Raw genomic sequence first — 25,494 nt, 5'->3', positions numbered from 1 at the left:
GTTTTCCGAAAGCTATATGCGTATAATTCGCGTCATGGGGGAGTGTAAACGATCGAGAGGATCGCATCGTGTTCCCGTTTTCCCGTCATGTTTGCACTCGACGACTGACCGAGACCGGATGCGCGCGTTGCGGGGCCCCCGGCCTTATCGAGGGCACGGCGCTACGCGTGCGCGGCGGCTGGCGAAGGGCTGAGAAGATCGATCGCCACGATCACCTGCACGTGTTCCCCAAAGGCCGGATGAAGCCCGACGAGCTGACCCGCGAGCGTATCTGGCTCGACCCCGTCGATTGCCCCTCGGTGGTACGCCCCCTCGAGGTGCCGCCGCACACGCTCGGCAATCGCGAAGCGTTCCTGCTGCAACAGGACATGCGGGTGCTGATGCACGACACCGAGCTGCGCCAGCACCTGGGGACAGGCCATGTCACGATTCGGGCCGGCGATCTGGCGGGGTTTCGAGGTATTGTCCTGGCGGACCCGCCCCGCGGCGCGCACCTGTTCCGGCTGGTCTTTCGCTCCGAGCAGTTCGTACTGGCCGCCGGTGGGACGTGGCTCCTTTGTCCGCCGCTGACGCAGACAGCGAGCCTGCTGGCCGGGGATGACGGCCTGCGGTCAGTGATCGGGGGGCGCATGATCCGCCATCTCGACGCCGGAGAGGCCGACGCGTTCCTCGCCGCGCAGGAAAGCCGCGACCTGGAGGCGGCGCGCGTTCCGGAGCGGCGTTGACCCGGCGCCGCACCCGATAGGCTCGGCGCCGGGCCATGTGGCTCAGGCCGCCTGTGCCTCTTGCCCGAAGCGAGCGTAGAAGCCCTGCCCCTTGTCGGCCATCTCGCGCAACAGCGCCGGCGTGGTGAAGCGGGGGCCGAATCTGGCGGTCAGTTGGTCGCAGCGCTCGGCCGCATAGGGCGTGCCAATGATGTCGAGCCAAGAGAAGGGTCCGCCCGACCACGGGGCGAAGCCCCAGGCAAGGATCGCGCCCACGTCACCCTCGCGGATATCCTCGAGTACGCCATCCTCGAACGCGCGCACCGCCTCGAGCACCTGCGCGAACATCAGGCGGTGCTGCACCTCGATGAGATCGGGCTGTTCCTCGGCGCGGGGGTATTTCTCGACGAGGCCCGGCCAATAGCCCTGCCGCTTGCCCTTTTCATCGTAGTCGAAGAACCCGGCACCCGCCTTGCGGCCGAGCCGTCCCTCGCCCTCCATCCAGAAGATCACCTCGTCCACGGCCTCGTCGGGATAGTCGTCTCCCATCGCCGCCCTGGTCGCCCGTGCGATCTTTGCGCCGAGGTCGATCGAGGTCTCGTCGACCAGTTGCAGCGGCCCGACCGGGAAGCCCAATTGCCGCGCGGCATTGTCGATCAGCGCAGGGGCCACGCCCTCGGCCACCATGCGGATGCCTTCGTTGATGTAGGGGATGATACAGCGGTTGCAGTAGAAGAACCGCGCGTCATTGACGACGATGGGCGTCTTCCGGATCTGGCGCACGTAATCAAGTGCCTTTGCCACGGCGCGCGGGCCGGTCGCCTGCCCCTTGATGATCTCGACGAGATACATCTTTTCCACCGGCGAGAAGAAGTGGATGCCGATGAAATCCTCTGGCCGGTCGCTGGCCTGCGCCAGATCGGTGATTGGCAGGGTCGAGGTATTGGTGGCGAAGATGCAGTTTTCGTCCACCTCCGCGAGCGCCTTCTTCGTGGCCTCGGCCTTGATGCCCGGGTCCTCGAACACCGCCTCGATGATCAGGTCACAGCCCTTGAGCGCACCGTAATCGGTGGTGGCGGTGATGCGGTCCAGCATCTCGGCCTTCTTGTCCTCGGTGGCCTTGCCGCGCTTGATGCCCTTGTCCATGTAATCGGCAGTGTAGGATTTGCCGCGCTCGGCCGCCTCCTGGCTCTGGTCGATGAGCACAACCTCCATCCCGGCCTGCGCCGAGACGAGCGTGATGCCCGCGCCCATCATGCCCGCACCCAGCACACCGAGCTTGCGCACCTTCTGGTCGGGGGCATCGGGGCGGTTTGCGCCCTTCTCCAGTGCCTCCTTGTTGATGAAGAGCGAGCGGATCATGGCGCTGGAACTCGGGTCCATCAACACATGGGTGAACCAGCGCGCCTCGATCTTCAGCGCGGTATCAAACGGCACGAGCGCGCCTTCGTAGACAGCAGACAGGAGCGCCTTGGCCGCCGGGAACGCGCCTTGGGTCTTGCCATTGACCATGGCGGAGGCGCCCACGAAGGTCATGAATCCCGCCGGGTGATAGGGCGCGCCGCCGGGCATCTTGTAGCCCTTCTCGTCCCACGGCTTGACGATGGACGGGTTCGACAGCACCCATTCGCGGGCCTTGTCGAGCAGCTCGTCGGCGGGCACGACCTCGTCCACCACTCCGGCGGACTTGGCCTTCTTCGGGTCGTTCAGCTTGCCTTCGAGCAAGAGCGGCGAGGCCCCCATGGCCCCCAGCTTGCGCACCAGCCGCGTGGTGCCGCCCGCGCCGGGAAAGATGCCGACCATGATCTCGGGCAGGCCGATCTTGGCCGATGCGTTGTCGGCGGCAAAGATGCGGTGGCAGGCGAGCGGAATCTCGAGCCCGATGCCGAGCGCCGTGCCCGGCAGGGCGGCGGCAATCGGCTTGCCGCCCTTGTTCTTGTCGTCCATGCCCGCGCGCTCGATCTTGCGCAGGATGGCATGCATGCCCATCACGCCCTCGAAGAGACCCTTGGCAGGCTCATCGCCCGCATCGTCCCGCATCTTGGCGATGATGTTGAGATCCATGCCCCCGGCGAAAGACCCTTCCTTGCCGGAGGTCAGGATCACGCCCTTGACGGCATCATCCGCGAGCGCGTCGTCGATCAGCGCCTCGAGGTCGAGAAAGCCCTGGGAATTCATCACGTTCATAGACTTGCCAGCCGTGTCCCAAGTGATGATCGCGACGCCGTCGGCGCCTTTTTCCATGGTGAAATCGGTCATTGTCGCAGTCTCCCCTTACACGCGTTCGATGATGGTGGCGGCACCCATGCCCGACGCGACGCAGAGCGTGGCGAGCCCCACACCCTTGCCAGTGCGCTCCAGCTCATCCAGAAGCGTGCCGATGATGATCGCCCCCGAGGCCCCCAGCGGGTGGCCCATGGCGATGGCCCCGCCATTGACGTTCACACGTGAATGATCCACGTCGAACGCCTGCATGAAGCGCAGGACGACGGCGGAGAACGCCTCGTTGACCTCGAAAAGATCGATATCCGAAATCGCCATGCCGCTGTCTTTCAGCGCCTTTTCGGTGGCAGGCACTGGCCCGGTCAGCATGATCGTCGGATCGGTGCCGATCTTGGTGGTCTGGCGGACGCGGGCGCGGGGTGTCAGGCCCCATTTCTCGCCGAACGCCTTACTGCCCACGAGCACGCCCGCCGCCCCGTCGACGATGCCGGACGAGTTCCCGGCGTGGTGGATGTGGTTGATCGCCTCGAGATGGGGGTATTTCAGCTTGGCCACGGCATCGAAGCCCGGCATCACCTCGCCCATCTCCTTGAAGCTGGGCTTGAGCGCGCCAAGCGATTGCATGTCGGTGCCGGGGCGCATGTGCTCGTCATGGTCGAGAATCGACAGGCCGTTCTGGTCCCTGATCTCGATGATCGACCGGTCGAAGCGCCGGTCGCCCCAGGCCTCAGCAGCACGGCGTTGCGATTCCACGGCGAGCGCGTCGGCGTCGTCGCGCGAGAAGCCGTATTCGGTGGCGATGATGTCGGCCGAGATGCCCTGCGGCACGAAATAGGTCTTCATGGCGATGCTCGGATCGACGGCGATAGCCGCCCCATCGCTGCCCATGGCGACCCGGCCCATCATCTCGACCCCGCCCGCTATGTAGCCGTCACCGGCGCCTGCGCGCACCTGGTTGGCGGCGAGGTTCACGGCCTCCATGCCGCTCGCACAGAAGCGGTTGATCGACAGGCCGGGGATGCGCTCATCCAAATCAGAGGCCAGCACGGCGGTGCGCGCAAGACAGCCGCCCTGCTCCATAACCTGCGTGGCATTGCCCCAGATCACGTCCTCGACGGCATGGCCGTCAAGGCCGTTGCGCTCTCTCAGCGCGTTGAGCACATGCGCCGAGAGGCGGGCGCTCGTCACCTCGTGCAGGGCGCCATCCTTGCGGCCCTTGCCGCGGGGTGAGCGCACGGCGTCGTAGATATAGGCGTCTGTCATCTCCGTCTCCTTTGTCAGGCGCGGTCAGCGGGGCTGCCGGGCATCAGGTCATAGGGGTGTTTCCAACCCGGCAGGCCCTCTATATTCGAGAGCCACCGGTCGATTTCGGTCCAGTCCTCGCGATCAAAGCCGAAAGGTTCCGGGTAGAAGAGGTAGCCGCAGCAGCTCAGATCGGCATTGGTGGGTGCCGCGCCCACGATCCAGTCGCGGCCTCTCAGATGCGCGTCGAGGGCGGTGTAGGCCGCCTTGAGCCGGCCCTGCATGAAACCGATCACCTCTTGGGGGCGCTTCTCCTCGGGCAGGAAGTTCATGAGGAACCGCGTCGTCCCCGCCTGCGAGCTGAGCTTGTGATTGTCCCAGAACATCCAGCGCATCACCTCGCGCGCCTCCTGCGGCGTCGTGCCGCCGAATTTTCCAGTCTTTTCCGTTATGTACATCTGTATGACGCCCGATTGCGTCAAGGTGGTGTCCCCGTCCACCAGCACCGGCACCTCGCCCATCACGTTGATTTCACGGAAATCCTCGCCGCGCGTCTCGCCGCCAAAGAAATCGACGAAGACCGGTTCCCAGTTGAGGCCGGAAAGCTCCAGCGCCAGCGCCGCCTTGTAAGCGTTGCCGCTCTCGCCGAAGCAGTGGAGTTTGATGGTCATGGCGTGGCTCCCTGTGGGGGTGTTGGATTTGGATATTTTTGGCAAGATGAAGTTTGGAGTTGTTCATCATTAATTAGGGTTGATGCGGTTTGATGGTCTCGCGTTACAGGCTGGGAAGCCGATGGACGTGCAAGGTGAAGCCCTGTCGCAGCGCCTGATGCCAATTGGCCCGCGCGCGCGGCAGGGTGGACCTCTGCCCTTTCATCTTGCCCCAAATATCCCCGCCGGAGGCATCCGCCCCCGGCCATATGCACCACGGCCCAGACCATCACAGCGCCCTCGCGATCAGCTCTTTCATGATCTCGTTGGTGCCGCCATAGATGCGCTGCACCCGGGCATCGGCCCACATCTCGGCGATGTCGTATTCCTGCATGTAGCCATAGCCGCCATGCAGTTGCAGGCACTCATCCAGCACCTCGCCCTGCGCATCCGTCAGCCAGTATTTCGCCATCGCGGCCTTTTCCACGCTCAGCTCGCCGCGCATGTGCTCGGCAATGCATTCGTCCATGAAGGCGCGGCACACGGCGGTTTTCGTCTGACATTCGGCCAGTTTGAAGCGGGTGTTCTGGAATTGCAGGATCGGGCCGCCGAAGGCCTGGCGCTCCTTGCAATATGAAATCGTGCGCTCCACTGCGCCTTCCATCGCACCTTGCGCGCCGCAGGCGATGATCAGACGTTCCTGCGGCAGTTGCTCCATCATCTGGTAGAAGCCGCGCCCCTCTTCCTGCCCGAGGATGTTCTCGGGCGGTATTTCGACATTGTCGAAGAACAACTCGGACGTGTCGCCCGCGTGCAGCCACACCTTTTCGAGGTTGCACCCCCGCGCGAAACCTGTCGCGCCCTCGGTTTCGACCACGACAAGCGAGATGCCCTTTGCGCCCTCCTTCGGGTCGGTCTTGGCCGCAACGATGATCAGGTCGGCGTGCTGGCCATTGGTGATGAAGGTCTTTTGTCCCGAAAGGCGGTAAGCGTTGCCGTCGCGCACGGCGCGGGTCTTGATCCCCTGCACATCCGATCCGGCGGCGGGCTCGGTCATGGCGAGGGCACCGACCATCTCGCCCGAGACCATTTTCGGCAGCCATGTCTTCTTCTGCTCCTCGGAGCCGTAGGCGAGGATGTAATGCGCGACGATGCCGGAATGGATCGGATTGCCCCAACTTGCGAGGTTGGCGCGGCTCTGTTCGATGCAGATCACCGCCTCGTGCCCGAAATCGCCGCCCGCACCGCCGTATTCCTCGGGGATAGAGGGGCAGAGCAGGCCCAGCTCACCCGCCTGCTGCCAGGTCTCGCGGTCCATGATGCCTGCCTTGCGCCAGCGCTCGTAATGCGGGCGCCATTCATCGTTGATGAATTTCGCCGTCATCTCGCCGAGCATCCGGTGCTCGTCCGTCATCCATGTCATGGCCGGGCCTCCCTTTCCCTCGCTCAGCGTTTGCGCGCCTCAAGCTCCGAATTGAATATGCGCAGCCGGTGCGCGAACGTGTCCTCGTCGATCACGCTGTCGAAATTCTCGAAGAGGAAAGACAGCGCTTCGCCCTCGTCCAGCCCCGCCTCGGCCGCGAATTTTCGTAACCGACGATAGCCGTCCTCGGTCATCGCCGCGTTGAAGCGGCGGGTGAGGCGAAAGCGCTTGGGCATGGTGTCCTCCCTCCCGGTCGTTTCCTCAGAAAGCCTCCGCTTCCAGAGCCATCACCGGCTCCGCGCCACTTTCGATGCGGGCGAGGTGCAGCGCGGTCGCGGGCAGGCGACGCTGCATGTAGAAGCGGCCCGTGGCAAGCTTGGCGCGGTAGAACGTCTCATCGGACGTACCAGCATCCAGTGCCGCATGCGCCGCCTTGGCCATTCGCGCCCACATCAGCCCAAGGCAGACATGGCCAAAAAGGTGCATGAAATCATATGATCCGGACAGCGCCGCGTTGGGGTTCTTCACGCCGTTCTGCATGAAGAACATCGCCGAAGCCTGAAGGTCCTTGGACGCGGCCTTGAGCGGGTCGAGGAACTCCTTTTTCAGAGCCTCGTCGCCCTCGTTCTCCTTGAGGAAACCCTTGACCATGTCAAAGAAGGCCATGACGTGCTTGCCGCTATCGGAGGTCAGCTTGCGCCCGACCAAGTCGAGCGCCTGCACGCCATTGGCCCCCTCGTAGATCATCGCGATGCGAGCGTCGCGGGTGAATTGCGACATGCCCCATTCCTCGATATAGCCGTGCCCGCCATAGACCTGCTGTGCCAGCACGGTCATGTCGTAGCCCTCGTCGGTCAGGAACCCCTTGATGACGGGCGTCATCAGCGAAATCAGCCCCTCGGCAGCCTCGTCCTCGCCGCGATGCGAGCGGTCGATGAGTTCCGCGCCCCAGAGCATGAAGGCGCGCGCGCCCTCGATAAAGCTCTTCTGGTCCATCAGCGAGCGGCGGATATCGGGATGCACGATCAGCGGGTCGGCGGGCCCATCGGGATTTTCCGCGCCGGTCACCGCGCGGCCCTGGAGCCGGTCCTTGGCATAGGCGAGCGCGTTCTGGTAGGCGACCTCTGCCTGCGCGAGCCCCTGCATGCCGACACCGATGCGGGCCTCGTTCATCATGGTGAACATGGCGCGCATGCCCTTGTGTTTCTCGCCCAGCAAATAGCCCGTCGCGCCGTCATAGTTCATCACGCAGGTGGAATTGCCGTGAATCCCCATCTTTTCCTCGATCTTGCCGCAGGAAACGCCGTTGCGGTCGCCGAGGCTGCCATCCTCGTTCACGAGGAACTTGGGCACGATGAAGAGCGACACGCCCTTGATCCCCTCGGGCCCGCCGGGGATCTTGGCCAGCACCAGGTGGATGATGTTGTCGGTCATGTCATGCTCACCCGACGAGATGAAGATCTTCTGCCCCGTCACCTTGTAGCTGCCATCTTCCTGCGGTTCGGCCTTGGTGCGCATCAGGCCCAGATCGGTGCCGCAATGCGGCTCGGTCAGGTTCATCGTGCCGGTCCAGTCGCAACTGGCCATTTTCGGCAGGTAGGTGGTCTTTTGCTGGTCCGAGCCATGCGCGAGGATCGCCGAGGCCGCGCCGTGGGTTAGTCCGTGATACATGGTGAAGGCCTGGTTGGCGGCCGAAAACATCTCGCCCACCGCCGTTCCGAGGATATAGGGCATGTTCTGCCCGCCATATTCCTCAGGCAGGTCGAGCGCGGGCCAGCCGCCCTCGCGCACCTGGTCGAAGGCCTCCTTGAAGCCCTTGGGCGTCCGCACCACGCCGTTTTCCAGCACACAGCCCTCGGTATCACCGACCGGGTTTAGCGGCGCGAGCACCTCGGAGGAAATCTTGCCCGCCTCTTCCAGCACCGCGCCGGTGAAGTCGGGCTCAAGCTCGGCATAACCCGGAATGTCCTGCTGCGACACGTTCAGCACGTCATGCAGGATGAACTGCATGTCGCGGGTGGGTGCGGTGTAGCTTGGCATCTGGTTGTCTCTCCCAAAAAGTAATGGCCGGGCCGGTGTCACTCGGCGGCGTCGCGGTTGTCCTTTAGCGAGGCAAGCATCCGCTCGCCCCATGTCATCTGTTCGCGCAGCTCGGCGATTGCGGTGTCGAGCTCGGCGCGCTGGCGTTCCATGTCGGCAAGCCGCTCGCGCGCGACCTCGTAGGCGGCGGCGATCTGCGTGTATTGCTGATCGCCCCGGTCGTAGAGATCGAGCAACTGGCGCAGATCCTCGAGGCTGAAGCCAAAGCGCTTGCCCCGCAGGATGAGCTTGAGCCGGGCACGGTCGCGCCGGGTAAAGAGCCGCCGCTGGCCCTGCCGGACAGGCGACAGCAGCTCCTTGGATTCGTAGAATCGCAGGGTGCGTGGCGTTACGTCGAACGCATCGCACATCTGCCGGATTGTCATTACGTCATCGGTCATGGCGGGGCCTCTTGCGCATCGTCTACCGACAATCTGCGCCTCCGGTCCCACCGTTACAACAGGCGTGCCGCTTTACGTAACTGATACGTCACGTCACTTTTGTGTTGACGTAAGATCAAGCAAGGTCAATTGCGCAGCACGGCAATTTTCTTAGCCACGCATCACCCGAGGCTGGCCGCGGTCTCGTCGCGCAGCGCCATGAGTTCGTCCATCGCCTCATCGATCTGGCGGCGCTGTTCCGCCAGCTCGGCAAGCTGGCGGTCGGCCAGCTCGATCCACTGGCGCATCTGAGGCTCGGTGCCTTCCTTTTCGTAGATGAGCAGCCATTGCCGGATTTCCTCGAGCACAAAGCCGAATTTCCGGCCGCGCAGGATCAGCGTCATGCGCGCGCATTCGCGCGGCCCATACCAGCGCGCGCGCCCCTCGCGCTCGGGCTGCAACAGCTCGATATACTCGTAATAGCGCAGGGTGCGTGGCGTCACGTCGAACTTCGCGCACATTTCCTTGAAGGACAGCCGCGTCTCCGCCATGTGGTCGCTCCCCCGTTCCAGGCCCCGAGCTTATGCCTGTCACGCGCGGCGTCAATGCCGTCGTCAGTTGAGAAAGCCCGGCGCGAGGAAGAAAAAGCCATAGGCCACGATAAGCGCCGGCACCGCGGAATAGGCCGTCGCCAGCACCGCCGCGCGCGGGTCGATCGCGATGGCCGGGAACAGCGCGTCTCCGTCGTTGGAGATGGCGTTGCCCATGAGCGCAGAGAACGGGATCAGCCCGTTGATGTAGAGCGTCGTCACCAACACCTGCGGCCCGCAACCGGGCACGAATCCGATGAGCACACCGATCAGCGGCAAGAGCGGCGCGACCGTGGCAAACATGGTCTCGAGGTCGAGCCCGCCAAAGGCGGCGAGGTATTCATAGGCCAGGTAGGCACCGATCACCCAGACCGAGATGAACGAGGTTTCCTCTGCCATGCGCGTGACCGGCGCGTCGCCGCTGTTGGTCATGGCCGTCAGCGACGAGGTGGCCCAGATGGCAAGGCCGATGGCGGTGCCGGTAAGCCCCACGGCCGCGACAGTGCGGTCGCCGAAGACGGCACCGATCTCGGCCCCGGTGAGTTGCGTGACGCCCATGACCAGCCCTGGCACCGCGACCGCCAGGAACGCCAGATCGCGGCGCCGAAGCCGTCCGATGAGGGGGACGAGATCACCGGTCCCCGCGCGGCGCGCGGTGATCGGGGCGAGCCGCAGCCCATCGATGAGCCAGCCAGACACGATCCCCACGACAAAGGATAGCGGCAGGACCACCGCGGCGACCTCGGGCCGCGTCGCGATCAGCAGGAAGGCCGCATCGCCCATCGTCGCGGTCAGGGTCGCGACCACCGCGCCGAAAGTCACATGCCCGGAACTGTAGGCGGCAACCACGACGACCGCCCCACCGCAGCCCGGCGTCGCCCCCATCAGCGCGGCCAGCGGCACCTGCGCCCCGCGCGCCGTGCTCAGCACCGTACCGATGTTGAACCGAAAGACCCGCTCGGACCCGTAGAACAGCAGCAGGGTCGCGGCGACGAAGGCCGAGACCTGCACATAGGCGTCTACCATCATCTCGCGCGTGACCGTGCCGAACGCGCCCGGCATCAGCGCGAACGCCAGAAGCATCAGCGCCACGAGCAGCCGCCCCGGACGCAGCGGCTGTCCGAACCGGGGCGTGGTGGTGGTGGTGGCGTCGCAGGCGGTGCTGTCCATGCTCATCCCGGGACCCATTTTGTTGCGAATAATTATCAATTGCGGAAATAGGGGGTTGAAGCGGCCCCGTCAAGATCGAATAACGTGGCCCACGGTCCGAATGCGGCCTGCACCACCGCGGAGAGTCGAGATGAGCGATACCGATCCGGTCCGCGACTTCATGGAGGCCCTGCCGCACGCGCGCGCGCTGGGCATGCGCCTGATCACGATGGGCCAGGGCACGGCGCGGATCGAGATGGATTACGACGCGCGCCTCGTCGGCGACCCGGAGACGGGGGTGATTCATGGCGGCGCGGTCTCGGCGCTGATGGACACCTGCTGTGGGGCGGCGGCGATGAGCCATCCCGCCTCGCCCGGCGGCACTGCCACCATTGATCTGCGCATCGACTACATGCGCCCTGCCGTGCCGGGGCAGGCGATCCGCGCCGAGGCGGAATGCTATCACGTCACCCGCTCGGTGGCCTTCGTGCGCGCCCGCGCGATGGATGACGACGCGGACCGCCCCGTGGCCACCGCCACCGGCACCTTTACCGTGGAGGGCGCGTGATGGCGCGGCCCCAACCCGAACCGGTGCAGGTGGTCAAGCAACGCCGCGACGCCGCGCTCAAGGCGCTGGTGGACGGCGTGCCTTATATCCGCTTCCTCGGCGTCGAATTCGAACGGCGCGGGGACGAACTGACCGCAGTAATGCCGTTCGACGAAAAGCTCATCGGCAACCCGCTCCTGCCCGCCCTGCATGGCGGGGCGACGGCGGCATTTCTCGAGATTACGGCGATCATCGGGCTGAGCTGGTCGATGCTGTGGGAAGAGATAGAGAGCGGCGCGGTCGATCCCGAGACGCTGGCCGGGGGCAGCCTGCCACGCCTGCCCAAGACCATAGATTTCACCGTCGATTACCTGCGTTCGGGGCTGCCGCGCGATGCCTATGCGCGCGCGCAGGTCAACCGCTCGGGGCGGCGCTATGCCAGTGTCCGGGTAGAGGCGTGGCAGGACAATCGTTCTCGCCCCATCGCGCAGGCGACGGGCCATTTCCTGATGCCGCGCCGCGATGACTGAGACCGCCCGCGCGGTCACCCATGCCCGCGTCCTGAAAATCGCCATTCCCATCGTGATCTCCAACGCCACGGTGCCGATCCTCGGCGCGGTGGATACCGGCGTGGTGGGGCAATTGGGCGAGGCGGCACCGATTGGGGCAGTTGGCCTCGGCGCCGTGATCCTGACCGCGATCTACTGGGTGTTCGGGTTTCTCAGGATGGGCACCACGGGCCTGACCAGCCAGGCGCGCGGCGCGGGACAGGCGGGCGAGGTGGCGGCGCTCTTGACGCGCGCTCTGATGATCGGGCTGGCAGGGGGCGCAGCGGTGATCGCGTTGCAGGGGCCGCTCTTTGCGGCCGCGTTTCTCGTCGCGCCTGGGAGTGACGAGGTAGAGGGGCTGGCGCACTCCTACATGGCAATCCGCGTCTGGTCGGCGCCTGCGATGATCGCGATCTTCGGCATGACCGGCTGGCTCATCGCGCAGGAACGCACCCGCGCGGTGCTGGCCATTCAGGTGCTGATGAACGGCGTCAACGTGGGCCTAGACGTCTGGTTCGTACTAGGGCTCGACTGGGGGGTCGAGGGCGTGGCGCGCGCCACGGTGATTGCCGAATGGGGCGGGCTGGCGCTGGGCCTGTGGTTCTGCCGCGATGCCTTTGGCGTGCCTGCCTGGCGCGATTGGCCGCGCGTGTTCGATCCCGCGCGGCTGCGGGTGATGGCTGCGGTCAACGGCGATATCCTGCTGCGCTCGCTGATGTTGCAGGCGATCTTCGTGTCGTTCCTGTTTCTCGGCGCGGGGTTCGGCGACGTGACGCTGGCGGCCAACCAGGTGTTGATGCAGTTTCTCAACGTAACCGCGCATGCGCTCGACGGCTTTGCCTTCGCCGCCGAGGCCATCGTCGGGCAGGCCTTTGGGGCGCGCAATCTCGGGGGGCTGCGGCGGGGCGCGGTGCTGGCGAGCCTTTGGGCCCTGCTGTTTTGTGTCGGTATTGCGTCGGTATATGCGCTGTTCGGCGGCGCGGCAATCGACCTGATGACCACCGCGCCCGAGGTGCGCGTCGAGGCACGGGTGTTCTTGCCCTACGCGGTGGCCGCGCCGTTGCTGGGGCTCGCGCCCTTCATGCTGGACGGGGTGTTCATCGGCGCAACACGCACCGGGGACATGCGCAACATGATGGCGCTGAGCCTCGCACTCTATGTGCTGGCCGTGGCCGTTCTGGTGCCCGCCTTCGGCAATCACGGGCTGTGGGCGGCGCTGCTTTTCAGCTTCGTGGCACGCGGGGTCACGCTTTGGCGGCGCTACCCGGCGCTGGAGCGGGGTATGGGGTAGAGCTGGACCGGGTCGGACGGCGAATGGCTCGCCGCCACCTTCATAAGACCACCAGATCCATAGACAGATGGGCGGGTCAGGCTGAAGACATGCCTCCGGCATGCCCGATGCGGGCGGTCAGAACAGGCTCCCCTGCCCTTTCGGCGGCGCCTTGGGCTTGGACGGCTTGCGGGGCGCGGGCGCGTCGCCCACGTCAAGCTTGCCATCGGCGAACTCGATCTCCAGCGCCCGCGTCTCGGCCGCCGCGACCCGCGTCGTTACCAGCGCGCCGTCGCCGCGCACCACCGCGTAGCCGCGCGCCAGGGTCGCGCGATAGCCCAACGTCTCGCGCAGCCGGTCGAGCGCGCCAAGCCGGTCGCGGCGCGCGGCCATCTCGCGCCTGCCCGCTTCGGCGAGGCGCTGCGACAGCCGATCGAGATCGCGCCGTTTCTGCCCGGTCTCGCGCTCCAACGCGCCGGTGTTGAGCCGCGCCGCGGTGTTCGCCAGCCGCCGCCGCTCGCCCGCCACCGCGCGGCGCAACAGCGACGGGCGCAGCGCGCCCGCCCCTTCGGACAGGCGCACCCGGCGCATCTGCACCGACGCGATGAGCGCCGCGGGCAGCCGCTCGCCCCATGTATCGAGCCGCTGCCGCGCCCCCTCGATCAGCGTTTCGGGCCGGGGCAGCGCGCGCGCGAGGTCGCGCAGGCGCTGCTCGCGCAGCCCGACCGCCTGTCCCTGCGCGTGCACAAGCCGCGCGCCCTGCCCCTCGAGCCAGGCCAGCAGGTCGCGCCGCACCGGCACGGCGAGTTCCGCCGCTGCCGTGGGCGTCGGCGCGCGCTTGTCGGAGGCGTAGTCGATGAGCGTGGTATCCGTTTCGTGCCCGACGGCGGAAATCAGCGGGATCGCGCTCTCGGCTGCCGCGCGCACCACATCCTCGTCGTTGAAGCCCCACAGGTCCTCGACCGATCCGCCGCCGCGCGCCACGATGATGAGGTCGGGCCGGGGCAGCGCCCCGCCGGGCCCGAGCGCGTTGAAGCCGCGGATGGCGCGCGCCACCTCGGGCGCGCAGCGTTCTCCCTGCACGGCGACGGGCCAGATCAGCACCTTGCGCGGGAACCGTTCGCGCAGGCGGTGCAGGATGTCGCGGATCACCGCGCCCGAGGGCGAGGTGACCACGCCGATGACGTCCGGCAGGTAGGGCAGCGACCGCTTGCGCCCCGCGTCGAACAGCCCCTCGGCGGCGAGCGCTTTCTTGCGCTTCTCCAGCATCGCCATCAGCGCACCGGCACCGGCGGGCACCATCTCCTCGATCACCATCTGGTAGCGCGACTGCCCGCCGAAGGTGGTCAGCCGCCCGGTCGCCACCACCTCCATCCCCTCCTCGGGCTCGACCGCGAGGCGCGCGGCCACGCCCTTCCAGATCACCCCTGCGAGCACCGAGCGGTCATCCTTGAGGTCGAGATAGACATGCCCCGAGCGCGGCCGCGAGATGCGGCCCAATTCGCCGCGCACCCGCACGCGGCCGAACTCGCCCTCGATCACCCGCTTGACCGCGCCGGAAATCTCCGACACCGACATCTCGGGCAGGTTGCCGCGGGGGCTGTCCTCCTCGATCAGGTCGTTCATGCGCCGCGCCTCTTTCACTGCCTTGTGTCCGCCTGCGCCCCACCCTAGAACGCGGACCACGCGAGGCCAAGGAGGTGCGGGCGATGAACATCCTCATTCTGGGCGGGGGCGGGCGCGAACATGCGCTGGCATGGGCGGCGCTGCAGAATCCCAAATGCGACCGGCTGATCGTCGCACCGGGCAATGCCGGGATCGCGCAGATCGCCGAATGCGCGGCGCTCGACATCCTCGACGGTGGCGCAGTCGCGGGGTTCTGCGAGTCAGAGGCGGTGGATTTCGTCATCGTCGGCCCCGAGGCACCGCTTGCGGCGGGCGTGGCCGACAGGCTGCGCGAGGCGGGGATCGCCGTCTTCGGCCCCTCGCAAGAGGCCGCCCGCCTCGAGGCGTCCAAGAGCTTTACCAAGGCGATATGCGACGCGGCGGGCGCGCCCACCGCCGCCTACGCCCATTTCACCGAGGCCGAACCCGCCCGCGCCTACGTGCGCGCACAGGGCGCGCCGATCGTGGTCAAGGCGGATGGCCTTGCCGCCGGCAAGGGCGTGATCGTGGCCGAAACGCAGGCAGAGGCGCTCGCGGCGGTGGACGAGATGTTTGGCGGCGCCTTTGGTGACGCGGGGGCCGAGGTGGTGATCGAGGAATTCATGACCGGCGAGGAGGCGAGTTTCTTCGTGCTCTGCGACGGCGAGACGGCACTGCCCATCGGTACCGCGCAGGACCACAAGCGCGTCGGCGAGGGCGACACCGGCCCCAACACCGGCGGCATGGGGGCCTATTCCCCCGCGCCGGTCATGACTGACGCGGTCACGCAGCGCGCATTGGACGAGATCGTGCGCCCGGTGCTGGCCGAGATGGCACGGCGACGCACGCCCTATAGCGGCGTGTTGTTCGTGGGGCTGATGATCGAGGCGGGCGCGCCCCGGCTGGTGGAATTCAACGTGCGTTTCGGCGACCCGGAATGCCAGGCGCTGATGATGCGGCTCGGGGGGCAGGCGCTCGACCTGATGCAAGCCACAGCGGAGGGGCGGCTGGCGGATTGCACGGTCAACTGGGCCGAGGACCATGCCATGACGGTGGTGATGGCCGCGCGCGGATACCCTGGGGACTACGACAAGGGCAGCGTCATCGGGGGGCTGGAGGACTGCCCCGAAGACAGCTTTCACCAGGTGTTTCACGCCGGGACGGCGCGCGCGGGCGGGCAATTCGTGGCGAGCGGGGGTCGCGTGCTCGCGGCGACGGCGCGCGGGGCAAGCCTGCGCGAGGCGGCAGAGCGCACCTACGCGCTGGTGGACAGGATCGACTGGCCCGAGGGTTTCTGCCGCCGCGATATCGGCTGGCGGGCACTTTAGCCCCAAGGCGCGCCCCCCGTGCCCCCGCGTGATGGGGCGGCGGGTTTGACTGGCCCCGAGAATTCCGCGCCCGCGCCACAATCGCGCGCGATTGTTGCCATGTCGGAGGGGTATCGCTGGATCATCGAGAAACCGTATCAGGGACGGAAACGATGAGACTTGAGAGCACCAACGACATCCACGCCTTTGTCATGGACGAACGCGCCAAGGCCGTGTCCGAGCGCGAATGGCGCCACCGGCTGCGCGGCTATGGCTATGCCATCCGCGACGATGCCGAGGGGGCCTATGTCACCTCTATCCTGCGCGGCGGCGCGCTCTGCCGGCTGAACTGAGGTCCGCGCGGGGTGGCGAGACCGGGGGCGCTGCCCCCGGACCCCCGAAGTATTTCGGCCAGAAAGAGGCCTCAGGCCACGTGGCCCTCGGCGGCGATGGCGTCGGCGAGCGCGGCTTCGAAGAGGTCGAGCCCTTCCTCGATCAGCGCGTCCGATGCGGTGAGCGGCACCATGATGCGAACCGCGTTGCCGTGCATGCCACAGCCGAGCAGGATCAGCCCCCGCCCGAGCGCGTGGGAGATCACCGATTTCGCCAGCGCCGCGTCGGGCTGTGCCGTGTCGAAATCGGTCACGAACTCCACCGCCAGCATCGCGCCGAGGCCGCGGATGTCCCACATCCGGTAAGGTGCCGTGCGTGCGCCGATTTCCGACAGGCGGGTGCGGAAGGTCTCGCCCATCGCGGTGGCGCGGGCAAGCAGGCCCTCGCCCTCGAGCGCGTCGATGGCGGCGAGTGCCGCGGCGCAGGCAACCGGGTTGCCGCCATAGGTGCCGCCGAGCCCGCCGGGCGCGACCGAATCCATCACCTCGGCGCGGCCGATCACCCCGGCGAGCGGATACCCCCCCGCCATCGACTTGGCGACGGTGATGAGGTCCGGCACAACGCCGGAATGCTCGATGGCGAACCATGCCCCGGTGCGGCCAAACCCGGCCTGGATCTCGTCGGCGATGAGCAGGATGCCGTGTCGGTCGCAGATCGCACGCAGGGCGCGCAGCATCTCGAAGGGCACGGGGATGTAGCCACCCTCGCCCAGCACCGGCTCGATGATGATGGCGGCCACGCGGTCGGGCTGGGCGTCGGTGAGGAACAGCGTTTCGAGCGCGCGGAGCGCATCGTCCACGGTGACACCGGCGCGCACGTCGGGCATCGGCGCGCGGAAGATGTCCGCCGGGAAGGGGCCTGCGTCCTTCTTGTAGGGGGTGACCTTACCGGTCAGGCCGAGGGTGAGCAGGGTGCGGCCGTGATAGCTGCCGTTGAAGGCGATGACGCCGGGGCGGCCGGTGGCGGTGCGGGCGATCTTGACCGCGTTCTCCACCGCCTCTGCGCCGGTGGTGACGAGCAGCGTCTTCTTGGGCGCGTCGCCGGGGGCAAGCGCATTGAGCCGTTCGGCAAGCGCGACATAGGGCTCGTAGGGAACAACCTGGAAGGAGGTATGGGTAAAGCGGTCCTCTTGCGCCTTGGCGGCGGCGATGACGGCGGGGTGACGGTGGCCGGTGTTGAGCACGGCGATGCCGCCGGCGAAGTCGATGTAACGACGGCCCTCGACATCCCACAGCTCGGCATTCTCGGCACGATCGGCAAAGATCGGCGCGGCAGAGGCGACGCCGCGGGCGACGGCGGCCTCGCGGCGGGCGAGCAGCGCGGCGTTGCTGGGCGTGGCGGGCGCGGTAGCGGATGCTTCGGGCACCTTGGGTGCGGCGGATGCCGGTGCAGCGGCGGATGCCTGCTTCGCGGCAGCGGGTGCAGCGGCGGGCTTGCGATTGGCCGGTTTGCGCTTGGGCTTCGGCTTGGCGGTCGTGGTCACCATGATCTGATCCGTTTCCTTGGGGCTGGGGCATGATGGGGTTATCATGCGGGCGAATGCGATTGATATTCTATTCACTATTTTAAAATATTGTCAATATTGCCTAGAGACGAGGCACACCCGTTACCCTTTGTGGCTGTAATGCGATTGACATATTGTGTATTTCATCGAAACTACGTTCAGTAAATTGAACACATCGGACGCAACACACGGGCAGGCAGGCCATGACATTGGACATCGGAACCCGGCTCAGGGCCGTGCGCGAGGCGCGGGGGCTGTCGCAGCGCGAGCTTGCCAGCCGCGCGGGGCTGACCAACGGCACCATCTCGATGATCGAGCAGAACAAGACCAGCCCCTCGGTCGCGTCGCTCAAGAGCCTTCTGGATGCGCTGCCGATGCCGCTGTCGGACTTCTTTGCCGATGTCGAGGAGCAGTCGGCGCCGAAATATTTCTACGCGCCCGACGAGTTCACCGAACTGTCACCGCAGGATGCAGGATTCGGCGACGGCGCGGCGCGAGTGTCGCTGCGCCAACTCGGCAATGCCAGCAGCCACACGATCCAGATGCTGCACGAGGTCTATCCGCCGGGTGCCGATACCGGGCCGGAAATGCTGCGCCACGCGGGCGAGGAGGCGGGCGTGGTGATCGCGGGCATCGTCGAGGTCACGGTGGCCGACCAGGTGCGGGTGCTCAACCCCGGCGACGGCTATCTCTTCGACAGCAATCTGCCCCACCGGTTCCGCAATATCGGCGCGGGCGATTGCGTGATCGTCAGCGCCTGCACGCCGCCGACTTTCTAGCTGAAATCCCTCGACAAAAGAAACGAAACAAAGCAGGCTACCGGATATGACACCTTTCGCGATCGCTGGCGTGCAGATGCATGTCGCAGCCTTGCACTCGAACGTGGACGCGATGCTCCACCGGCTCGACGTCCTGATGGCAAGGTTTCCCTGGACGCAGATGGTCGTTTTCAGCGAGCTGGCACCGTTCGGCCCGCTCGACCGCTTTGCACAGCCCTTTCCCAACGACACGCTGGCGACATTCCAGGAGGCAGCGCGGCGCCACGGCGTGTGGCTGTTGCCGGGCTCGATGTTCGAAAAGCGCGAGGACGGGCGCATCTTCAACACGGCGGTGGTGATCGACCCCGAGGGCGAGATCGTGGCGCGCTATTCCAAGATGTTTCCGTTCCGGCCCTACGAGGCGGGGATCGCGGCAGGCACCGAGTTCTGCGTGTTCGACGTGCCCGAGGTGGGCCGCTTCGGCGTGTCGATCTGCTATGACATCTGGTTTCCCGAGACCACCCGGCAGCTTACCAGCCAGGGGGTGGAGGTGCTGCTCAACCCGGTGCTGACCGGCACCACCGACCGCGACGCGGAGCTGGCCATCGCGCGGGCCACGGCGGCGCAGTTCCAGTGCTATGTCTTTGCCATCAACGGGCTCGCGGCTGGCGGTGTCGGGCGGTCGATCGTGGTCGATCCGTCGGCGATGGTGCTGCACCAGAGCCAGGGGCAGGAGGACCTGTTCCCGGTTGAGATCGATCTCGATCTCGTGCGCCGCCAGCGCGAGACCGGGCTGCGCGGGCTGGGCCAGGTGCTCAAGAGCTTTCGCGACCGCGAGGTGGATTTCCCGGTCTATGACCGCGCGAGCGGCGCGGATGCCTATCTGCACACGCTGGGGCCGCTGAAAATCCCAACGCGAGGGGATACCGCGGGGCTGACGTCGCGCGACCCGCGGCAGGCGCTGGGGCATGCCGAGCCCTCCGCAGAGAATGCCGAGAATTTCTATGCGTTCAAGGGGATGACCGGCACCGACTGATCAATGACGACGGCACAAAGCCGCGGCGCAGCACGGGAGGGCAGCGCGATGAACACGCAGACCAGGGTATCCGCGCTTCCATCGGTGGCGGATTACTATAGCGCGGCGCAGTTGCGCGCCGACCGCTGGAGCGCGCTGCGCGAGGCGAGCGAGGCGCTCTGGCGGCAGGGGGCAGAGGGCGCGCGGGGCAAGGAGGCGCTGGCGCTGGTGCGCAACCTGCTTGATGCGCTGGGCCCCATCGAGAGCTATTTCGCCTTTCCCGGCGCGGCATCCTTCGAGCATCTGCGCAAGCTGCTCGAACAGCGCAGCCTCGAGGATTTGAGCCAGGCGATTCGGCGGGTGGCACGCGCGCTCACCTCCGGTGCCTACCGCCGCCGCCACATCCCGCTGATCGCCGAGGACGGCGATGACGAGTTCGAGGACGAGACCACGCTCGCCCCCGAGGCGCGGGCGCTGGGGCGGCCCTATTTCGAGGTGTTGATCGTCGATCAGGTGAACGAGCATCAGGGCCGGTTCCTGCGGCAGAATCTGCAACGGATGCGCCGCGACGAGGATTCCTTCATCTACGAGACGGTGATCGTGCCGTCGATCGAGGACGCGCTGATCGCGATCCTCTTGAATCCGAATATCCAGGCAGTGATCGTGCGGCCGGGGCTTGCGCTCAAATCGGTGAACGCGCTCGACATCCTCAAGCGCTATCTCAACCGCGTGGGCGACGAGGACGTGGACGCGCTACGCCCGTCGGATTACGGCCCCGAGACGTGCCGCCTCATCGCCAAGCTGCGGCCCGAGCTTGACGCCTATCTCGTCACCGACCGGTCCGCCGAGGATATCGCGGGCCTTGACCTCGGCCTGTGCCGACGGGTGTTCTACAATCAGGAAGATTTCCTGGAACTGCACCTAAACATCCTGCGCGGCGTCAACCGGCGCTACAAGACGCCGTTCTTTACCGCGCTCAAGGAATATTCCAAGCAGCCCACCGGCGTGTTTCACGCCATGCCGATCAGCCGCGGCAAGTCGATCTCGCGGTCGCACTGGATCCAGGACATGGGAGCGTTCTACGGGCCCAACATTTTCCTGGCCGAGACGTCGGCCACCTCGGGCGGGCTCGACAGCCTGCTGGAGCCACGCGGCCCGATCAAGGAGGCGCAGGAGGCCGCCGCGCGCGCGTTTGGCTCGAAACAGACCTTCTTTGCCACCAACGGCACCTCGACCTGCAACAAGATCGTGGTTCAGGCGCTGGTGCGGCCCGGCGACATCGTGCTGGTGGACCGCGATTGCCACAAATCGCACCATTACGGCATGGTGCTCGCGGGGGCGCATGTCGTCTACATGGAGAGCTATCCGCTGCACCAATACTCGATGTATGGCGCGGTGCCGATGTCCGAGATCAAGCGCAAGCTGCTGGAATTGCGCGCGGCGGGCAAGCTCGACAAGGTGCGGATGGTCTTGCTCACCAACTGCACCTTCGACGGGATCGTCTACAACGTACAGCAGGTGATGGAGGAATGCCTCGCCATCAAGCGCGACCTCGTGTTCCTGTGGGACGAGGCGTGGTTCGCCTTTGCCCGGTTCGAGCCGACCTATCGGCAGCGCACGGCAATGCACGCGGCCGGGATTCTAAGGCAGTCGTTGCGCACGGAGGACCATGCGCAGGCCTATGCCGCGCAGCAAAAGACGCTGAAGGACGCGCCCGACGAGACCTGGCTGGAGACGCGGCTCGTTGCGCCGCCGGATGCGCGGGTGCGGGTCTATGCCACGCAATCCACGCACAAGACGCTGACCGCGCTGCGGCAGGGTTCGATGATCCATGTCAACGATCAGGGCTTCAAGGGCGAGGTCGAGGAGGCCTTTCACGAGGCCTACATGACCCATACCTCGACCAGCCCCAATTACCAGATCATCGCCTCGCTCGACGTCGGCCGCAGGCAAGTCGAGCTTGAAGGGTTCGACTTCGTGCAGCGGCAGGTGGAAAGCGCGATGGCGATCCGCCGGGCGGTGGCTGATCACCCGCTCTTGTCGAAATATTTCCGGGTGCTGGCGGCGGGCGACATGATCCCCGAGAAATACCGTGAGAGCGGCGTGACGAGCTATTACGACAGCCAGCAGGGGTGGACCGATATCTGGGAATGTTGGGCGAGCGACGAATTCGTGCTCGACCCGACGCGGGTGACGCTTCTGGTGGGAAACACGGGATGGGACGGCGACACGTTCAAGACCAAGATCCTGATGGACAAGTACGGCATCCAGATCAACAAGACCTCGCGCAACACCGTGCTGTTCATGACCAATATCGGCACGACCCGGTCCTCGGTGGCCTACCTCATCGAGGTGCTGGTGGAAATCGCCAAGGAGCTTGACGACCTGCTAGACGACGCCTCGAAGATGGAGCGCATCAGCTTTGACAAGCGGGTGGCGAACCTCGTGGAGAACGTGCCGCCGCTGCCGGATTTCAGCCGCTTTCACGAGGCGTTCCGCCGCGACGGGGCGACACCCGAGGGCAATGTGCGCAGCGCCTTCTTTCTCGCCTATGACGAGGACAATTGCGATTATGTCGATCCCGACGACGCGCTGATGGCGCGGCTGGAGGCGGGCGAGGAACTGGTTTCAGCCTCGTTCATCATCCCCTACCCGCCCGGCTTTCCGATCCTCGTGCCCGGGCAGGTCATCAGCGCCGAGATCATGAAATTCATGCGCGCGCTCGATGTCAGCGAAATCCACGGCTTCCGGCCCGACCTGGGCCTGCGCATCTTTACCCCGAAGGCCCTCAAGGGCGTTCGCAAGACATGATCCACCAAGGGAGATGACACGACATGCCAAAGAAGGTCCTCAAGAACATTTCAGAAATCCGCCGGTATTTCCATACCAACAAGGACCCGATCTATTTCGTCTCGGCCACCAATTTCAACCTGCTCGGGCTCGACGAATGGGTAAAGAATTTCATGTATATCTGTTACATGGACTGTTTCGACGGACGCCACCCCAACGTATTCGTGCCCGACGAGATGCCGCATGACGAATTTCAGTCGATAGAGGACATCAACAACTATTTGCTTCAGCACAAGGATGTGGTGGACCTCGTCAAGCGGCGCGGCGGCAAGCCGAAATTCGTGTTCCTGATGTTCGACGAGACCACCGAGAGGCTGGTCAAGGAACTGGGCGGCGAGCTCTGGTTTCCCAAGGCCAAGCTGCGCACGCGCTGCGACAACAAGATCGAGACGGTGCGCATCGGCGACAAGGCCGGCGTGCCGTCGGTGCCCAACACGCTGAGCGTGGTCAAGAGCTACAAGCACCTGCGCGAGGTCTGCGACAAGGCGGGGCTGGGGCACGACCTGGTGCTGCAATCGGCGTTCGGGGATTCGGGGCACACCACGTTCTTCATCAAGTCCGAGGCCGATTTCCGCAAGCACGAGCACGAGATCGTCGGCGAGGGCGAGATCAAGATCATGAAGCGGATCGACTGCCGTGGCTCGGCGATCGAGGCCTGCGCCACCAAGGAGGGCACCATCGTCGGCCCGCTGATGACCGAGCTGGTGGGCTTCAAGGAACTGACGCCCTATCGCGGCGGCTGGTGCGGCAACGAGATATTCTCGACCGCGTTCCCGCCCAAGGCCCGGCAGAAGGCGCGCGAACTGACATTCCAGTTCGGCGAGCAGCTTCGCAAGGAGGGGTACCGCGGATATTTCGAACTCGATTTCCTGATCGACAAGAAGACCGGCGAGCTGTGGCTGGGCGAATTGAACCCGCGCATCACCGGCGCAAGCTCGATGACCAACCACGCCGCCTTTGCCCATGCCGATGCGCCGTTGTTCCTGTTCCACCTGCTGGAGTTTTCCAAGAAGCCCTTCGACCTCGACGTCGAGGAACTCAACGCGCGCTGGGCCGATCCCGACATGATCGACAGCTGGTCGCAGATGGTCATCAAGCACACCGATGACAGCGTCGATATCGTCACCGACGCGCCGCAATCGGGCATCTACAAGATGCTCGTGGACGGAAGGGTGGTGTTCGACCGGTTCGACTATCACCGCCGCGCGGTGGGCGAGAACGAGGCGTTCTTCCTGCGCATCCTCAAGCCGGGCGATTACCGCTACGAGGGGGCCGACCTCGGCATCCTTGTGACGCGCGGGCGGTCGATGACCAACGGGTTCCGCCTTACCGAGAGTTCCAACAAGTGGATACACGGGATCAAGAGCGCGTTCTCGGCCCGCCCGCTGCCCTCGGCGCAAGCGCTGGAGGACCCGGCCTTCAAGATCATGTAGGGTAGCGCATGGCCCTCGTCTTCCGTGCCTTGCGCGAGGAGCAGCCCGGTCCGAAACTGGCCGGGCTGTTTCGCGAATTCTGGCCCGCCTATCACAAGTGGTGGGCGAGCGAGGGGTATGTTGCGCGCCCCACCTACATGGAATGCCGCCGCGCCATCGCCACGCACATGCCCGAGATGCTGGCGCTTTTCGACACGCTGGCCGAGGTCGCGGGCGGCGGCGACAGCGCGGCGCGGTTTCTCAGCTTCTACTGCCCGCCGAAATACCTGTCGGGGTGCAGCCAAGCGATCTGGCAGGGCGACGAGCCGCTGATCGTGCGCAATTACGATTACAGTTCGCGGGCCTTCGACGCGGTGGTGCTGCATAGCGGCTGGAACGGGCGACGGGTAATGGGCATGGCAGACGGCCTGTGGGGGCTGCTCGACGGGGTCAACGACGCGGGGCTGGCGGTGTCGCTCACCTTCGGCGGGCGGCGCGAGGTGGGCGAGGGGTTCGGCGTGCCGCTGATCCTGCGCTACGTACTCCAGACCTGCGAGACGGCGGCGGAGGCATGCGCCACGCTTGCGCGCGTGCCGTGCCACATGAGCTACAACGTCACGGTGCTCGACCGCGAGCGCGAGTTCGCCACGATTTACCTGACACCGGACCGCGAGGCCATCGTCACCAGCGCGCCGGTGGCAACCAACCATCAGGAGCGGGTGGAATGGGCGCAGCACGCACGCTTTACCGCCACGGTGGAGCGCGAGCGGTTCCTGTTGTCGCGGCTGACGCTGCACCCCGACCGACAGGACCGCTTCATCGACGCATTCCTGCGCCCACCGCTCTATTCCACGGCGTTCGGGGCGGGGTTCGGCACGCTCTACACGGCCGCCTACCGCCCGCGCGCCGGGCGGATGGAGCTCTTGTGGCCTGGCCTGCGCTGGCCCTTCACACTGGATGGTTTCGAGGAGGGCACGCGGCACATCTTCGTGCCCGAGGGCTGAGCCGCCCGCCCGCTCACTTGTCGCGGAACTGCGCCTCGCGCTTCTCGGCGAAGGCGGCCATGCCCTCTTTCTGGTCGTCGGTGGCAAAGAGCGAGTGGAACACGCGCCGCTCGAACAACAACCCCTCGCGCAGCGTCGTCTCGAAGGAGCGGTTGACCGCCTCCTTGGCCGCCATCACGGAAATCCGCGATTTCTCGGCGATCTTGTGCGCCGCCGACATCGCCTCTTCCATCAGCTTCTTGGCGGGCACGATGCGGCTTACGAGGCCTGCGCGCTCGGCCTCCTCGGCATCCATGAACCGTCCCGTCAGGTTCATGTCCATCGCCTTGGCCTTGCCGATGGCGCGGGTCAGGCGCTGGGTGCCGCCAAGCCCGGCGATGACGCCGAGATTGATCTCGGGCTGGCCGAATTTCGCGGTGTCCGAGCAGATGATGAAATCGCACATCATCGCCAGTTCGCAGCCACCGCCCAGCGCATAGCCCGACACGGCGGCGATGATCGGCTTGCGGATGCGCATGATGGCGTCGCTGTCGGCGGTGAAGAGATCCTCGGTAAACACGTCCACGAAGCCCTTGCCGCTCATCATCTTGATGTCGGCCCCGGCGGCAAACGCCTTTTCCGAGCCGGTGAGCACGATGCAGCGCACCTTGTCGTTGGTCTGTGCCTCGGTGAGCGCGCGGGCCAGTTCCGACATGAGCTGATCGTTGAGCGCGTTGAGCGCGTCGGGGCGGTTCAGCTTGATGAGGGCGACGTGGTCTTCCACTTCGACGATGATCGTCTCATAGGCCATGAAGTCTGCTTT

The 25,494-nt window shown here is 65.9% G+C and carries 23 protein-coding genes; 11 read left to right on the top strand and 12 right to left on the bottom strand.

Translation table 11 applies throughout. The features are described 5' to 3' along the window. Positions 1-68 precede the first annotated feature (68 nt). The gene (locus CRJ03_RS15510) at positions 69-725 is read left to right on the top strand and encodes a Hint domain-containing protein (RefSeq protein WP_129590300.1); all 657 of its coding nucleotides are present in this window, start codon (positions 69-71) and stop codon (positions 723-725) included. A gap of 42 nt (positions 726-767) precedes the next feature. Here CRJ03_RS15510 and CRJ03_RS15505 read toward each other — a convergent pair whose 3' ends face one another. The 9 genes from CRJ03_RS15505 to CRJ03_RS15465 all read right to left on the bottom strand — a co-directional run bounded on the left by CRJ03_RS15505 (position 768) and on the right by CRJ03_RS15465 (position 10,467). Next, the gene (locus CRJ03_RS15505; protein ID WP_104019778.1) at positions 768-2,963 is read right to left on the bottom strand and encodes a 3-hydroxyacyl-CoA dehydrogenase NAD-binding domain-containing protein; all 2,196 of its coding nucleotides are present in this window, start codon (positions 2,961-2,963) and stop codon (positions 768-770) included. A 15-nt stretch (positions 2,964-2,978) separates the two neighbouring features. Continuing rightward, positions 2,979-4,190 carry an acetyl-CoA C-acetyltransferase gene (locus CRJ03_RS15500; RefSeq protein ID WP_104019777.1) on the bottom strand — a complete coding sequence of 404 codons (1,212 nt, stop codon included), beginning with the start codon at positions 4,188-4,190 and terminating at the stop codon, positions 2,979-2,981. A gap of 14 nt (positions 4,191-4,204) precedes the next feature. Then, positions 4,205-4,840, bottom strand: a complete 636-nt coding sequence (locus CRJ03_RS15495) for a glutathione S-transferase family protein (protein WP_104019776.1) — start codon at positions 4,838-4,840, stop codon at positions 4,205-4,207. A gap of 268 nt (positions 4,841-5,108) precedes the next feature. After that, the gene (locus CRJ03_RS15490) at positions 5,109-6,242 is read right to left on the bottom strand and encodes an acyl-CoA dehydrogenase family protein (protein WP_104019775.1); all 1,134 of its coding nucleotides are present in this window, start codon (positions 6,240-6,242) and stop codon (positions 5,109-5,111) included. Between the two features lie 23 nt (positions 6,243-6,265). Next, a complete protein-coding gene (locus tag CRJ03_RS15485) occupies positions 6,266-6,478 on the bottom strand; it encodes a hypothetical protein (protein WP_104019774.1) in 213 nt (70 codons plus the stop codon). 25 nt (positions 6,479-6,503) lie between these two features. Then, positions 6,504-8,282, bottom strand: a complete 1,779-nt coding sequence (locus CRJ03_RS15480; RefSeq protein ID WP_104019773.1) for an acyl-CoA dehydrogenase C-terminal domain-containing protein — start codon at positions 8,280-8,282, stop codon at positions 6,504-6,506. A gap of 38 nt (positions 8,283-8,320) precedes the next feature. Continuing rightward, on the bottom strand, positions 8,321-8,722 hold the full coding sequence (locus tag CRJ03_RS15475) for a MerR family transcriptional regulator (RefSeq protein WP_104019772.1): 402 nt from the start codon (positions 8,720-8,722) through the stop codon (positions 8,321-8,323). Between the two features lie 161 nt (positions 8,723-8,883). Next, entirely contained in the window at positions 8,884-9,252 is a 369-nt protein-coding gene (locus CRJ03_RS15470) for a MerR family transcriptional regulator (protein WP_104019771.1), read from the bottom strand. Between the two features lie 63 nt (positions 9,253-9,315). Next, complete coding sequence (locus CRJ03_RS15465; RefSeq protein ID WP_240611696.1) at positions 9,316-10,467, bottom strand: putative manganese transporter; 1,152 nt, start codon at positions 10,465-10,467, stop codon at positions 9,316-9,318. A gap of 124 nt (positions 10,468-10,591) precedes the next feature. On the opposite strand from CRJ03_RS15465, the gene CRJ03_RS15460 reads away from it, so the two are divergent. From CRJ03_RS15460 to CRJ03_RS15450, 3 genes are read left to right on the top strand one after another with little or no spacing between them, the layout of a single operon-like run. Beyond that, the gene (locus CRJ03_RS15460; RefSeq protein ID WP_104019770.1) at positions 10,592-11,008 is read left to right on the top strand and encodes a PaaI family thioesterase; all 417 of its coding nucleotides are present in this window, start codon (positions 10,592-10,594) and stop codon (positions 11,006-11,008) included. After that, a complete protein-coding gene (locus CRJ03_RS15455; protein ID WP_104019769.1) occupies positions 11,008-11,517 on the top strand; it encodes a PaaI family thioesterase in 510 nt (169 codons plus the stop codon). Before CRJ03_RS15460 ends, CRJ03_RS15455 begins: the two co-directional genes overlap by 1 nt. Then, positions 11,510-12,826 carry an MATE family efflux transporter gene (locus CRJ03_RS15450; protein WP_104019768.1) on the top strand — a complete coding sequence of 439 codons (1,317 nt, stop codon included), beginning with the start codon at positions 11,510-11,512 and terminating at the stop codon, positions 12,824-12,826. The genes CRJ03_RS15455 and CRJ03_RS15450 overlap by 8 nt, the downstream gene beginning before the upstream one ends. A 117-nt stretch (positions 12,827-12,943) precedes the next feature. Here the strand turns inward: CRJ03_RS15450 and xseA are convergent, their stop codons facing one another. Continuing rightward, positions 12,944-14,431 carry an exodeoxyribonuclease VII large subunit gene (gene xseA / locus CRJ03_RS15445; RefSeq protein WP_104019767.1) on the bottom strand — a complete coding sequence of 496 codons (1,488 nt, stop codon included), beginning with the start codon at positions 14,429-14,431 and terminating at the stop codon, positions 12,944-12,946. A gap of 83 nt (positions 14,432-14,514) precedes the next feature. Here xseA and purD point away from each other — a divergent pair, with 83 nt between their 5' ends. Then, entirely contained in the window at positions 14,515-15,777 is a 1,263-nt protein-coding gene (purD, locus tag CRJ03_RS15440) for a phosphoribosylamine--glycine ligase (protein WP_104019766.1), read from the top strand. A gap of 152 nt (positions 15,778-15,929) precedes the next feature. Further along, positions 15,930-16,109: a hypothetical protein gene (locus CRJ03_RS15435; RefSeq protein WP_104019765.1), complete on the top strand. Its 180-nt coding sequence runs from the start codon at positions 15,930-15,932 to the stop codon at positions 16,107-16,109. Positions 16,110-16,180: 71 nt separating this feature from the next. On the opposite strand, the gene gabT is transcribed toward CRJ03_RS15435, so the two are convergent. After that, the gene (gene gabT / locus CRJ03_RS15430; protein WP_104019764.1) at positions 16,181-17,635 is read right to left on the bottom strand and encodes a 4-aminobutyrate--2-oxoglutarate transaminase; all 1,455 of its coding nucleotides are present in this window, start codon (positions 17,633-17,635) and stop codon (positions 16,181-16,183) included. 227 nt (positions 17,636-17,862) lie between these two features. Here gabT and CRJ03_RS15425 point away from each other — a divergent pair, with 227 nt between their 5' ends. From CRJ03_RS15425 to CRJ03_RS15405, 5 genes are read left to right on the top strand one after another with little or no spacing between them, the layout of a single operon-like run. Further along, entirely contained in the window at positions 17,863-18,432 is a 570-nt protein-coding gene (locus tag CRJ03_RS15425; protein ID WP_104019925.1) for a cupin domain-containing protein, read from the top strand. 46 nt (positions 18,433-18,478) lie between these two features. Beyond that, positions 18,479-19,447, top strand: a complete 969-nt coding sequence (locus CRJ03_RS15420) for a carbon-nitrogen hydrolase family protein (protein WP_104019763.1) — start codon at positions 18,479-18,481, stop codon at positions 19,445-19,447. Between the two features lie 48 nt (positions 19,448-19,495). After that, complete coding sequence (locus tag CRJ03_RS15415; RefSeq protein WP_104019762.1) at positions 19,496-22,237, top strand: aminotransferase class I/II-fold pyridoxal phosphate-dependent enzyme; 2,742 nt, start codon at positions 19,496-19,498, stop codon at positions 22,235-22,237. 23 nt (positions 22,238-22,260) lie between these two features. Beyond that, positions 22,261-23,709 (top strand): biotin carboxylase, encoded by a 1,449-nt coding sequence (locus CRJ03_RS15410; RefSeq protein WP_104019761.1) that lies wholly within the window; start codon positions 22,261-22,263, stop codon positions 23,707-23,709. An 8-nt stretch (positions 23,710-23,717) separates the two neighbouring features. After that, entirely contained in the window at positions 23,718-24,692 is a 975-nt protein-coding gene (locus CRJ03_RS15405; RefSeq protein ID WP_104019760.1) for a C45 family autoproteolytic acyltransferase/hydrolase, read from the top strand. Positions 24,693-24,705: 13 nt separating this feature from the next. Here the strand turns inward: CRJ03_RS15405 and CRJ03_RS15400 are convergent, their stop codons facing one another. Continuing rightward, positions 24,706-25,482: an enoyl-CoA hydratase gene (locus CRJ03_RS15400; RefSeq protein ID WP_104019759.1), complete on the bottom strand. Its 777-nt coding sequence runs from the start codon at positions 25,480-25,482 to the stop codon at positions 24,706-24,708. Between the last annotated feature and the right edge of the window lie 12 nt (positions 25,483-25,494).

Source organism: Roseovarius nitratireducens, assembly GCF_002925845.1.
Classification (GTDB): Bacteria; Pseudomonadota; Alphaproteobacteria; order Rhodobacterales; family Rhodobacteraceae; genus Roseovarius; species Roseovarius nitratireducens.
The sequence above is the reverse complement of the archived record's forward strand: the minus strand, read 5'-3'. Positions and strand labels throughout refer to the sequence as shown.